Here is a 12962-nt window from a genome sequence, read left to right on the forward strand (position 1 = left end):
ATTTCGATAGCTTCCCATCGTCATTCGATGGAAGGATGGGTCGTGGGAAAGCTGACCGTGGGTGCGCTGCGCGCCGTGCTCGGGGTGGTGCTCGTCGGCACCGTGTTCGTACAGGCAGGCATGGTGTGGACGTTGGTCAGTGGGAGCGACCCGGAGGACGGATCGCTCCCACTGACCCCGCTGCGCGTGATCACGATCCTGGGCATGATGTCGGTCCAGGTCGCCCTGGTCTGCGTATGGCAGCTGGTGACGATGGTGCGACGCGGAACCGTGTTCTCCCCCTCCGCCTTCCGGTACGTGGACGGCGTGATCGGCGCGATCGTGGCGGCCTCCCTCCTGTGGTTCACGGTCACAGCCATCAACGCGCCGGGCCAGCGGGACGACCCTGGCGTCACCGTCATCATGGGCGGGATCGGCCTGGCCATCCTGGGCGTCGCGCTCATCGTGCTCGTACTGCGGATGCTGCTCGCCCAGGCCGTCGCACGCGACGTCCAAGCGACGCAGATGCAGGCCGAGTTGGACGAGGTGATCTGATGCCGATCGCCGTCGACATCGACGTGATGCTGGCCCGGCGGAAGATGTCCGTGGGCGAACTCGCGGACCGCGTAGGCATCACACCCGCCAACCTGGCGGTACTCAAGAACGGCCGCGCCAAGGCGGTCCGCTTCACGACGCTCGCCGCGCTCTGCGAGGTGCTCAAATGCCAGCCGGGAGACCTGCTGCGCTGGGAAGCCGAGGACACAGCAGGCGGATGACCTGGCCCTTCCGAGATCATGGAGTTCTCGACGTAGCGTGATCCGAGTGCAAGACCATGCCTGCCGAACGACGACAGAGGGGATCCGCCGGAGCATGTCCGGCTCCCATGGGCGTCATCTCATTTGGCCAGTCTGCGGTAGTGGATGAGGGTGCAGACGACGCTGGTGAAGGCCAGCCCTTGCAGGGCGAGTCGTTGCGTTTCGTATCGACCTTCGGTCGTGGCCTCCACGTCGAGCGGAGAGCCACACCTTGAAGCGAAGCCCGGGTACCTCGGAGAACGCGGCGACGGATTCCTCACGCAGGCACTCACGCATGGACTCGATGGTCTGCCCGGAGGCGGACAGGTCCCACCAAACAGTGTCGGCACGCATGGCGCTCATTCCTTTCGAGAAACGGAGTTCGGCTGTCGGTCGACCAGGGCACACGGTTACGGGTGAATGGCGCCGCCACTGGTGACACAGCCGGCGTACGTCCCGCCAGCCGGGCCGCCAGATTGCGCAGGCCTCCGGTAACCACCGTGCCCGGTGGCCCGTCGCCGACGGGCCACCGGCGGCCCGCGTCCTCGGCACGGAGGCGGGCGCGTGCCGGAAGGCGCCCGAGGAGGAAGTCGATGGTGTGCGGCCAGGTCCTCGGGCCAGTCGTCCGGCCGCACGCCGAGTTCCAGATCGACCATGTGGATCCATGCCTCGGGCCGGCGTGCGAAGACGGTTGCGGCAAGGTTCGCGTTGCGGAACGTCACCGGACGGCTCCAGTCCACATCGGTGGCACGTGCCCAGGATGCCTCCAGCCCGGCCGTGTGCGCGGCGAGCTGCGCGCGGTGCTCGGCCGCGCTGCGGCCGGCCGTGGTCTCGATGATCGCGTTGCGCTCGTCGACCCCGCCGTCGTAGCCCGCTACGAGTTCACCACGCAGGGCATGTTCCGCGAGACGGGCGAACATTCTCGCGTTGTCGGTGAGATGCGCGAGGACGTGGCCGCGTGACCAACCCGGAAGGGCTGATGCCTCGGCGCGACCTACTGGTCGCTCAGTCCGGCCACGAGCCCGTCCAGTGTCCGGTGGGCTTCGATCGCAACTGCGACAGGAGCCTTCACGACCCTCCGCCCTACAGGGCCGAGGTCTGGTTCAGGACTGCCGGGGCCTGGGCAGCGAGTTCCTTGAGTGGGTCACCGCTCAGCCGGCATACCGTCCACTCGTTCAGTAGTTCCACGCCGAGCGACTTGTAGAAGTCGATCGTCGGTTCGTTCCATGCCAGGACCCACCACTCGAAGCGCTCGTAGCCGTTCTGCTGACAGATCGCGGCCAATGAGGCGAGCAGAGCCTTGCCATGTCCTCCGCCTCGGGCGTTCGACCGCACGTAGAGGTCCTCCAGGTGCATGCCGCGCGTGCTGGTCCAGGTTGAGAAGCGGGGGAACCACAGGGCAAAGCCCACGACCTGCCCCGTCTCATCGTCCTCGGCGATCAGTGCGAACGCAGCGGGATGCTCTCCGAAGAGCGCGTCGCGGAGCTGCTCCTCGGTTGCTCGGACCTGCTCAACAGCCGTTCGTACTCAGCGAGTTCGCGGATCATCGCGCGGATCTCCGCGGTATCGTCCACAGTGGCGGCCCGGATCATGCCGTAGATCATCGGCCACCGTACGAGCCGTGCCCATCGGATCCCGTGTCCGGAGGCGCTCGCGACCAGCGGGCAGTACCGCTGCGTCGCCCCGCACAACGGCAAATGCCGTGCCATTGGGCGACTCCCCCGACGCCGTCGAACCCTCCGGGCCCGCGATCCGTGTACCTCCTGAAGTCGGCCCGCTGGCCGACGACGGCCAACGGGAGGAGCGTGCGATGGGCGACCGCGAAGGCGTACGTGTCTCAGTTCATCGTGGCGGGATCCCTCGATGCCACGCGGGCCCGCAGCGCGTTGAGGGCGTAGTGCTGGCGCGACTTGACCGTTCCTGCGGGGATCCTGAGGATCCGGGCCGTCTCCTTGATGGTCCGGCCGCACAGGTAGGTGTGCACCAGCACCTCCCGGTGGTCGTGGGAGAGCTGACGCAGCAGGGAGGTCGTCTCGACGGAGATCAGCACGGATTCGCAGTGATCGGGCAGGGCAACGTCACGGTTGTCGATGCCGACGCTCTCCCGGCGGACGCAGGCGCTGCGCATACGGTCGACAATCAGGTTGCGCGCGACGGTCAGCAGCCAGCCCCGCACGGAACCCTCGGTGCTGTAGAGGCGTTCCGTGTGCGGCCACGCACGGATGAGGGTCTCCTGAACGATGTCCTGCGCGGTGTGCCGGTCGCTCAGCAGCTTCTCCGCATAGGCGAGCAGTGCCGTCGTGTGATCGGAGACCAGGTCGTCGAGCAACTGCCTGTGATGCGCGGGCGAGGCAGTCTCCGCGCCGGTGATCGTGTTCATTTTCCAGTTCCTGAGGGGGAGTTCGGTCCGCTCCTCTCCCCCACGCCGGTGCCCGCACTCGCACACCGATGCGCGGCGAGCAGGGGGAACGCGGCCGTGGCGGGGTGACCGGCACGGCCTGCGCAGGGAAGGGCCGCATGGGCCCGACGAAGCGGCGCGGCGAGCGTAGACAGGTCCCTCTTCCGAAACAGTGACGGTCTGCTGACGCCCGACCGCAGTACCCCCGCCCCGGTCAACCCGCCCCGGTCGACCCACCCCGGGCCGGACGACCCGTCCTCGTCGAGCCTCTCCCCCGTCAGGGGTGACCGGCCCGCTCCCCGGCACCGGCACCGGCACCGGCGCCCGCAGCGACCGCGTCCTTCAGCTTCCCGCGCACCGCCTCGGCGTCCGGGTGGCCGATGCCGTCGAGAATGTCCAGCGCCTGACGCCAGGCGTCGGCGGCCCGTTCGTGCTCCCCTGCCGCGTAGCGGGTGTCGCCGATGTGCACGAGCGTGTCCGCCTCAAGGGAGCGGTCGCGGATCGCCCTGTAGAGCTCCAGCGCGCGCTCGTAGCACGTCAGAGCCTGGTCGTGTTCGTGCAGGTGGTGGTGGGCGTAGCCGAGGCTGTCCCACGCCGCGGCCGCGCCGTTGTGGTCACCGATGTCCTGGTGGACGGCCAGAGCCCGGCCGCACTCCTCCAGCGCCTCCCTGTACCGGCCCGTAAGAATGTAGGTCCAGCCGACCTCGTTGGCCACGCTGGCCACCCCGCTGCGCCGTCCCGCCTCCCGGTAGAGGACGCCCGCCCGGGCGTAGTGCTCCAGAGCCTCCTCGTGGCGGCCGCGCGCGTTGGCGAGAAAGGCCGCATAGCGGTGCACCCGGCCCTGTCCGGCCCGGTCACCGACATAGGCGAACAGGTCCAGGGCGCGCGCCAGATGCCCGGCCGCATCCACCCAACGCTCCAGCCGGCCGTTGGCGAAGCCCAGCGCCCGGTGGGCGTGGGCCTGTCCGCGCACGTCCCCCAGCCCTTGCGCCGCCCTCGCCGCCGTCGTCTGGGCGACGAACTGTTCCTGACGGCGGCCGCCGCGGTCCAGGTACAGCTCGATGGTGGCCGCAAGCTGCCAGCTCTGTTCACCGAAGCCACGCCGCGCACTCTGCTCGACCGCGGCCAGCAGCACCGACCGGTTGGTCTCCAGCCACTCGACCGCGCGGGCCTGGTCGGCGAATTCCGACACGACCGTTCCGGCCACCGGCGGGCCCAGAGTGAGGCGTTCCCGGCTCGGCGCGAGGACACTGTCCGCCGCGTGCGCGCTGTGCAGGTAGTGGTCGAACATACGGCGCCGGGCCGCCCTCCGCTCCGGCGGGGCGTCCAGGGACCTGCCCAGTTCGCTCCCATAGGCGCGCAGCAGTTCGTGGCAGGTGAAGCGTCCCGGCTCGGTCTCCGACACCAGATGCGCCCGGCTCAGCTCGGCCAGCAGCGGCCGGACCTCGGCGCGGCTCAGTCCGGCCATGCTCGCGGCGGCGGCAACGGAACAGTCGGCGCCCGGATGGAGCGCGAGCAGCCGGAACACGCGTGCCGCCTCCGGGCTCAGGAGCCGATATGACCACGAGAACGCGCTACGGGCGTCCGCGGCGGGCGCCTCACCGGAGAAGGCATGGAGGCTGCCCTCGCTCTCCGCCAGCTCCTCGGCGATACCGGACAGCGGGAAGGCGGGGTTGATCGCGGCACGGGCGCTGACGACGGCCAGCGCCAGCGGCAGGCCATCGCACGCGGCGGCGATGGCGCGCGCAGCGCCCGGATCCCGCGCGATCCGCTCCGGCCCGAGGCGGTCGGAAAGGAAGCGCACGGCGTCGTCCTCGCCGAGGACGTCCAACGTCAGGGAGTACGCGCCCTCGGCGGCCACCAGTCCGTACAGCTGGTGCCGGCTCGTGACGACGACGAGGCATCCGGGCGCTCCGGGCAGCAGCGGACGCACATGTTCGGTGTCACGGGCGTTGTCCAGCACGATCAGCACACGGCGCCGGGCGAGCAGGCTCCGGTACAGGGCTGCCTGCGCGTCCAGCCCGGCGGGGACTCGCTGGGTGGGCACCCCGAGGGCGTCGAGGAAAGAGCGGATGGCCTCGGCCGGGCTCATCACCGTCCCGCTGGGGTGGAAGCCGCGCAGGTCGACGTACAACTGGCCGTCCGGGAAGCGGTCGGCCACCTGGTGCGCCCAGTGCACGGCGAGAGCGGTCTTGCCGACACCGGCCATGCCGCCGATCACGCCGATGACCACCCCCGAGGCCGAACTGCCCGGCAACAGCTCACGAAAACGCGTGAGTTCGTCGAACCGGCCGGTGAACGAGGGCAGTTTCGCGGGGAGTTGAGCGGGCGGGACGACAAGTGACCCTCGGTGGTCCGGGTCGAGCAGTCCCGCTGCCTCGGTCGTCGCGCTCTCCCGGCCACTGCCGGCCGGCTCTGTCCGCGCGTCCGCACTCGTGTGGTCGGCGGACCGGGTTCCCCCGGCAGGGTCCGAGTCGTCCCAGACGTACGTCTGCGCCAGCACCCGCCGCTGCGCGGCCTGCAGCTCCGGGCCGGGCTGGACGCCCAGATCATCGGTGAGCCGGGCGCGGACGGTCCGGTACACGTCCAGGGCTTCGGCCTGGTGGCCGGTGGCGGCGAGCATCAGGATCAGCCGGGCCTGCAGCTCCTCGTCGAGCATGTGCAGGGCGGCGGCCTGACGCAGGGTCACCAGGACCCGTGCGCGCGGTTCCCGCCCGGACTCCAGTGCCCGCTCGGCCGCGTGCTTGACCGCGGCCAGGTGTTCACCGTCCACCGCGCCGAAGGCGGGATGAGCCCGTACCTCCGGCGCTATCCCGGAGGCCGTGGGGCCTCGCCACAGAGTCAGGGCCTCCACCAGCAGTTCGCTGGCCTCTGCCGGGTCCCCGGCCCCGGACGCGCGCTCCCGCAGGTGCCGGAAGCGCAGCAGGTCGAGGGACTCCAGGTCGGCGTCCAGGCGGTAGCCGCCCGATGCCCGCACCAGCCACCGTGACGTTCCCCTGCTCGGCATGTCGGGCTCGAACAGGCGGCGCAGCGCCCCGATGTGACGGTGCACGACGTTCACCGCGCTGTCCGGCGGGTTCTGGCTCCACAGGGCGTCGACGATCTCGTGCGTACCAACCGGGTGGTTGGGCTGAGCGAGGAGGAACGCGAGCAGCGCGCGCTGCTTGGGCGGTCCCAGCTCGAGTTCGATCCCTCCCCGCCAGGCCCTCAGCGGGCCGAGCACCGTGAAACGCGTATGCACACTGTCCCTTGTACCGACAAGCGAAGCCGATGAGCGTCGACGACGCCCGGTCACGGGCGTGAACCGACGGGCCGGGTCCGCTCCGCTCGACGGGACCGGGCCGAGGGGAGCCTACCCCTCATCGCTGCGACGGGCCCCGCCCCGGCGGCCCCACTCCGGAGGCCGTCCCGGGCGGGGAAACCGATGCCGTCCACAGCCGTTCCCAGGCCGTCGTGCAGGAGCGGCTCACCGTCCCAGCAGCCGCAGCTCTCGTGAAGCGCCGCGGCGGCGAGACGCGATCACCGGCCCACGGGTTCCGTGGCTGCCCGCGTCACCGTGGACACGGCGGCCGTGCTCAGGGGGCAGCCGCACAGGGGTGTACTCCCCTGTGCACGGCCCATTTCTGCACGCGGCGCCGGACGTCACCGCCCCGCGCCCCTGGGGGCCCCGGAGCCGTCGCCCGGTCTTCCGGCTGCCAGGTACGGATTCGCCGGCGCGGCGTGGGACCACAGCCGTCCCCGCCGAACGGAGCGCTCAGTGCCGATTTCCCTGCCGGTTACCGTGCCGGTTCATGCCCGGCGGCTGCCGCCCCGAAGTCGCGACGGCAGATTTCTTTCGCCGAGTTGAACCCTCGAGGCTTCCTCCCACGTGTAGCACGTAGCAGCTTCTGGCCCGGCCCGGGAGGTGAGCGCCGCCGCGGTGTCGCGATCTCGTCCGGTCCACGGGAAGCGGCCCCGCCGGGCGGCCGCCTCCGTGCTCGCTCCGGCCGCTTCATGAAGAGAGGAAGAATCGCCCCGATGAACAACGAGGAGACCGTGCCGGTGGAGCCGGGCCCTGAGCGCGTGATCGCGGGTCGCTACCGACTGCTGTCCCCCCTCGGCGAGGGCGGCATGGGCACGGTGTGGCGCGCCCACGACGAGGTGCTGCAGCGCGAAGTCGCCGTCAAAGAGGTGCGTGCCCCCGCGGGTCTGCCCGCTCCGGACGTCGAGCGCATGTACACCCGGCTGGAACGCGAGGCCTGGGCCGCTGCCCGGGTGACCCACCCCAATGTGGTCACCGTCTTCGATGTCGCCACCGAGGACGGCCGTCCGTGGATCGTCATGGAGCTCGTCCGCGGACAGTCCCTGGGCGACCTGCTCCAGCAGGGGCCCCTCAGCCCCGCGCGGGCCGCGGAGATCGGCGCCGAGATCCTGGCCGCCCTGCGCGCCGCGCACACCGCCGGGGTCCTCCACCGCGATGTGAAGCCGGCCAACGTCCTCATCGCCGGCGACGGCAGAGTGGTCCTCACCGACTTCGGCATCGCCACGGTCGAGGGCGACTCCTCCCTCACCAGGACCGGTGAGGTCATCGGCTCACCCGAGTACCTGCCACCCGAGCGCGCCCTGGGCCGCACTCCCGGCCCGGAGTCCGACCTGTGGTCCCTCGGTGTCCTCCTCTACGCGGCGGTCGAGGGCATCTCCCCTTACCGCCAGGACACCCCTTTCAGCACCCTGCGCGCCATCGTCGACGACGAACTGCCGCCCGCGCGCAAGGCAGGGCCGCTCGGCTCCGTGATCGAGGGACTGCTGCGCAAGGAGCCGACGGACCGTACGCCGGCCGAGCAGGCCGAGAAGGATCTGCGCCTCGTCGCGGCGGGCGGCACACCCGAGGTCCCCGCCACGCCGACCGTGGTGGATACCCCCCTCGCCCAGGACCCGCGCGTCCCCCGGGCCCAGGACGCGCCCGCCGCCGCAGAGCCGCCCACGGCCGGGACGGCCGCGTCGTCGTCCGCAGGGACGACCGCCGCCCCGCCCACACCCACACCCACCCCGACCCCGACGGTCGTGACGGGTGCGCCCGAGTCGGCACCGACCGTCACGGGAGAACCCGCGCAGCCCGTGCCGACACACTCCGCGCCCTCCGCGCCACCGGCCCCCGAAACCCCTCGGCACAGCCGGCGTATTTCCGCGGTTCTCGTCGCCGGAGCGGTCGCCTGTGTCGTGGCCGTCGCCGGGCTGGGATACGCCCTTACCGGGCAGGGGGACGACGGCACGGCGGACCCGAACCGGGCCAACGCGACCGGTTCCCCGTCCACTTCCCCGTCCACGAGCGCGGACGGCGGCCCGAAGGACGACGCGGAGCCCGCCGCCGCGCCGAGCCCGGACGAGCAGGAGCAGGAAAGTGCCGGATCCCAGATGATCCGTGTGACGGTGACCGGGGCCAACACCACCTACTCGGGCGCATGTCCACCGCCGGCGGAGCAGGCGCCCACGTTCACGGTCACGTTCGCCGTGGACCGGGCACCGGCCGAACTCACCTACCGCTGGGTGTCCAAGGACGGCTCGGTCGTCGACCGGGAGTGGCGGACCGTCACCTTCCCAAAGGGCGGCGACCGTACGGGGCAGGACACGGTGCGGCTCACGGCGTGGCACGAATCGGGAACCTTCAAGAGCGAGATCGGGGTGCAGGTCAAGGGTCCCGAGCTGACGAGTTCGAACACGGTGCCCTTCTCCATCACGTGCACGGACGCGGGGGCATAGCCAAGTCCGGCCCGAGAACGATCCGTACCTGAACCTGAACCTGATCCGGAACCGGAACCGGAACCAGAACCAGAACCGGAACCATTGAACCCGGTCCCGGATCACCTACGTGTTGGTGTCGTACGCGTCCGCCCCCGCGCCGGAACGGCCAGGGGGCGGGCGGGCCTTCGCAGCCGAGCACCATCACGAGGAGTACGCAGTGCCATCCGTCATCGTGGGACGCACAGGTCCGTTCACTGGTCAGAGCACGCTTCTCGACGGTGCGTCACTGTCGTTCGGCCGCAAGAGCGACAACGGCATCGTCATCGTGAGCGCCAGCGCCTCACGTCTGCATGCCGAGATCGTGACCGAGGACGCCGGTCACGTGCTCTACGACCGAGACAGCCGCAACGGAACACACGTCAACGGGCAGCGCGCCACACGGCACGTCCTGCGCCCCAACGACTGCATCCGGATCGGCGACGAGACCTTCCTCTACGAGGCGCAGGACGTGATGGAGACGGTCATGGACCTCTCCCTGCTCGACGCCCCGCGCGTCGTCTCCCTCGCCCCCGGCACGCTCCAGGTCACGGTCAGCGGGGGCGGGCCGGTCGGTCTCGCGTTCGCCCTGGCGGCCGAGGAACAGCTCCGGGGCCGGGTGGCCGTGACGGTCCACGACGGGCGTTGGGCCAGGGAGGGATCGAGCGTCGTCTGGAAGGACGAGAAGCTCGGCAACGTCCGGCGCCAGCAGGTGGTGACCGTCCAGAGCCGGCAGTACATGGCCTTGTCCGACCAGGTGTGGGAGGCGCTGTTCGACGCGGGCGGCCACTCGGAGATGTGGCCCGTCGGACCGGACTCGGTCGACGGCCGGCCTCCGCGCAACATCCGGATCGCCCACGTGGAGGACCGGCTGTTGGAGCTCGCGAACCAGAGGGCGGCCATCAGGCTGGTCCCCGAGCGTTTCGATGCCTCGGAGCAACAGGAAGGCATCGCGCGGCAGCACGTCCTCGTCATCGCGGAGGACGGACGCTCCCGGACCCGCGAGTACTACGCCGACCGCTTCGGCGCGGCCGACGCCTCCGTCTACTCCCTCGACGGAGAGCATCTCCAGGACGTCGTGCTCGGGCTGCGGGTCAAGTCGGCGCTGACCGATCCGATGAGCGTGCTGCTGACCGTGGCGCAGAACCGGTTCCTGCTCAACTCGCTGCGCGGCGAGGGCTTCCTCAACATGCGGCTCACCCGCGAGGAGGCCGAGAACGTGATCGGTATCGATCCCGTCCGCAAGGTCTTCGAGGAGTGCATCGCCGCCCGGCCCTGCGTCATGGGCCGCGCCGAGGACAACGAGTTCGTCTGCCCCACGCACGGCACGCTCTTCCTTCCCGCCCTGCTGCGCAACTCCCCCTTGTGGAAGCGCATCCAGGAAGGTCTCAAGCTGTTCGGGGTGGCCGAAGGCGATCGCACCGCGATCACCTCGTTCCGTCTGGACATGGTGCAGCGCCCGCGGTTCACGGCCCAGCTCACCCGTCCGACGGGGACGTCACCGGGCACCTTCGGCTTTCTGCTGGGCGACGCGGCGAACGCCATCCACTTCTGGCCCGGTCGCGGCCTCAACAGCGGTCTCGCGTCGGCGACTTCGCTGGCCCGCTCCCTGAGCCGGGCCTGGCAGGGGCATCCGCTGCGCGACGCCGACTTCATCCGGCACGAGGCGGCGATGTCGATGCTCCAGTACCGGCACAAGAGCCGGGCCTGGAACGCGATGGTGACCACCGACGAGCAGGGCGTCACCCGCGCGATCAAGGACATCATCGCGCGCAGCATGGAACCGGAAACGGAACCGGAACCGGAACCGGACTCGGGCCGGTCGCCGCAGCGGTCCGACCTCGACCTGCTGGTCGAGCGCATGGGCGCCATCCGTGAGCGGCTGGCGACCCGCCTGCCCGGACTGCCCACCGACGAGACGCTGCGCGAGCACCTCTCGGCGCTGGGGCCCGACACCCTGCGGACCCTCCTGGAGAGCGGGGCGTGGGACACCCTGATCGTCGGCGGTGAGGAGGCCGACATCGACCTCTTCTACCAGACGGACGCCCCCGTCTACGTTCCCCGCCCCGATCCGCGGGCCGTTGTGCCGGCGCATGTGCCGCAGGAGGCCATGTTCCTCAATCCGCACAACTCCCGAGAGGTCGTCGCTTCCTCCTGAGCCGCGTTCGGCCGTGTTCCTTCGTGGCCACGTACGCCGGCATGGCCACGTACGCCGGACCGAGTTGAGTTCGCGGCAATGAAAAAGAAAGAAGAACGAATCTCGCCGCGCAGAGACCCGGGCCCCGCCTTCGCCGCGTAGGACAGATTGAAGCGCCGCGTAAGTGGCGGCGGCCTACGGAAAGTTGGAAGACGATGCGCACGACCGCTCTCGCCGCGGGTCCCGGGCCGGTCACCCAGGCGTCACAGATGGCCCTGGCGCATCGTCGTTCCGTAACAAGACACCCAGCGCTTGAACGCCAAACATCAGTGACGCAGGTCACTGTGCGGCTCCGAACTCTGCCCCGGCGGCACTTCGTGTCTCTGGTGAACCCACGGGGATGGAGTAACCAGATGGCGATCCTACGATCTCGTGGCCCACAGGCCACGAGTCATGAAGCATTGATCCGCACGCTCTACGCGGAGCACGGCAAGGCCCTGCTCGCCTACGCGACGCGACTGACCGGCGACCGGGCGGCCGCCGAGGACGTGGTGCAGGAAACACTGATCCGGGCCTGGCGACACCCCGAGGTCATCGCCAACCCCCAAGGATCACTGAGGGGTTGGCTGCTCACGGTGGCCCGGAACATCGTCACCGACCGGTACAGGGCCAAGGCGGCCCGCCCCAACGAGGTGGCCGAGACCGAGACCGTCACGCCGGTCCACCGTGACCACTCCGAAGAGGTCGTCGACTCGGTGGTCATGATGAACGCGCTCAACCAGCTCAAGCCCGAACACCGGGAAGTCCTGGTGGAAATCTACTACCGCGGCCGCACGGCGTCAGAAGCCGCGGGACGGCTGGGCATACCGGAGGGTACGGTCAAGTCTCGCGCCCATCACGCCCTCAAGGCGTTGCGCAAGTTGTACTCCCCCAGCAACCCCGGGAGTGCCCTGAAGCTTCGAAAGGTGGGGGCGGCGTGAGCACACAACAGCATCCGAACGGCGAACTGCTCGGCGCCTACGTTCTTGGCGTCCTGGCGACCGACGAGCGGTCGACACTCGAGGAACACACCGCCGAGTGCGAGGAATGCCGAATGGAACTGACCGCACTTCAGGAGATGGAGGCGGCGCTCGGCGAGGTTCCGCCGGAGGCGTTCCTCGAAGGCCCGCCCGAGGACGGGGACCTGCTGCTCCAGCGCACCCTGCGTCAGGTGCGCGCGGAGCAGGCGAGTGCCTGGCGGCGCCGGTCCCTGGCCGTGGGGCTGGGTGCCGCCGCGTCGGCCGCGATCCTGTTCCTCGGGGGCTACGTGGTAGGGGGCAACGACCCTGGCAGCTCCACAGCGGCTTCTCCCTCCATCCCTCCCTCCACCTCACCGCCCACGGCGAGCTCGCCACCCCAGGAGGGGATCAGGGTCGCGGCGGCGACGGACAGCGACACGAAGTCCTCGATGACGGTGGAACTCACTCCGGCGAGCGGGTGGGTCCGCGTGAACGCCTCGGTCGCCGGAGTCCCGAGTGGTGAGCGGTGCCGGCTGGTGGTGGTCTCCAAGGACGGACACCAGGAGACCGCGGCGAGCTGGGTCGTCTCCCCCGGCCCCACCCCGTCGGCCAGCCCCCGGCCCGGCGAGGGCGGCCTCAACGGGTCCGCGGCCGTGGCGCCCGACGAGGTCGAGTCGGTGATCGTGGTGAACGACCAGGGCAAGCAGTACGTCGGCGTCGACATGTAGGACCCGGCCCAAGACAGCAGGAGATCCCCCGGGGCCTTCCCCGGGGGATCTCTGTGTGGACACCTCCGCCACCGGCGCATGAACACGGGCGTCGCGGATGCGCCACGGTGGGTACTCCGGCAACCGGCGGCGGGGCCACGGTGATGCTGGACGGGCCCCTGCCGCGGGGTG

8 protein-coding genes and 2 pseudogenes are annotated in these 12962 nt (G+C 70.4%); 6 read left to right on the forward strand and 4 right to left on the reverse strand.

Annotated features, from left to right (window positions below; translation table 11 throughout):
- Window positions 1-42 precede the first annotated feature (42 nt).
- Together ACIBEI_RS05870 and ACIBEI_RS05875 are read left to right on the forward strand one after the other, a co-directional pair.
- On the forward strand, window positions 43-534 hold the full coding sequence (locus tag ACIBEI_RS05870; protein ID WP_398885461.1) for a DUF2975 domain-containing protein: 492 nt from the start codon (window positions 43-45) through the stop codon (window positions 532-534).
- Window positions 534-755, forward strand: a complete 222-nt coding sequence (locus ACIBEI_RS05875) for a helix-turn-helix domain-containing protein (protein ID WP_398885463.1) — start codon at window positions 534-536, stop codon at window positions 753-755. Before ACIBEI_RS05870 ends, ACIBEI_RS05875 begins: the two co-directional genes overlap by 1 nt.
- 428 nt (window positions 756-1183) lie before the next feature.
- Here the strand turns inward: ACIBEI_RS05875 and ACIBEI_RS05880 are convergent.
- The 4 genes and pseudogenes from ACIBEI_RS05880 to ACIBEI_RS05895 all read right to left on the reverse strand — a co-directional run.
- Window positions 1184-1702 (reverse strand): annotated as a pseudogene (locus ACIBEI_RS05880) (hypothetical protein); the annotation flags it as partial.
- A 154-nt stretch (window positions 1703-1856) separates the two neighbouring features.
- Window positions 1857-2365 (reverse strand): annotated as a pseudogene (locus tag ACIBEI_RS05885) (GNAT family N-acetyltransferase).
- A gap of 245 nt (window positions 2366-2610) precedes the next feature.
- Window positions 2611-3153 carry a sigma-70 family RNA polymerase sigma factor gene (locus tag ACIBEI_RS05890; RefSeq protein WP_398885465.1) on the reverse strand — a complete coding sequence of 181 codons (543 nt, stop codon included), beginning with the start codon at window positions 3151-3153 and terminating at the stop codon, window positions 2611-2613.
- 295 nt (window positions 3154-3448) lie between these two features.
- Window positions 3449-6412, reverse strand: a complete 2964-nt coding sequence (locus tag ACIBEI_RS05895) for an AfsR/SARP family transcriptional regulator (protein WP_398885467.1) — start codon at window positions 6410-6412, stop codon at window positions 3449-3451.
- A 776-nt stretch (window positions 6413-7188) separates the two neighbouring features.
- Here ACIBEI_RS05895 and ACIBEI_RS05900 point away from each other — a divergent pair.
- The 4 genes from ACIBEI_RS05900 (at window position 7189) to ACIBEI_RS05915 (ending at window position 12791) form a co-directional block, all read left to right on the forward strand.
- Window positions 7189-8910, forward strand: coding sequence for a protein kinase (locus tag ACIBEI_RS05900; RefSeq protein ID WP_398885469.1), 1722 nt, complete (start codon window positions 7189-7191; stop codon window positions 8908-8910).
- A gap of 199 nt (window positions 8911-9109) precedes the next feature.
- Complete coding sequence (locus ACIBEI_RS05905; protein WP_398885471.1) at window positions 9110-11086, forward strand: FHA domain-containing protein; 1977 nt, start codon at window positions 9110-9112, stop codon at window positions 11084-11086.
- Between the two features lie 392 nt (window positions 11087-11478).
- Window positions 11479-12045: a sigma-70 family RNA polymerase sigma factor gene (locus tag ACIBEI_RS05910; protein ID WP_398885473.1), complete on the forward strand. Its 567-nt coding sequence runs from the start codon at window positions 11479-11481 to the stop codon at window positions 12043-12045.
- Window positions 12042-12791 (forward strand): zf-HC2 domain-containing protein, encoded by a 750-nt coding sequence (locus tag ACIBEI_RS05915; protein ID WP_398885475.1) that lies wholly within the window; start codon window positions 12042-12044, stop codon window positions 12789-12791. Before ACIBEI_RS05910 ends, ACIBEI_RS05915 begins: the two co-directional genes overlap by 4 nt.
- Window positions 12792-12962: the final 171 nt, after the last annotated feature.

It is taken from the genome of Streptomyces sp. NPDC050988, assembly GCF_044456225.1.
Lineage (GTDB): Bacteria > Actinomycetota > Actinomycetes > Streptomycetales > Streptomycetaceae > Streptomyces.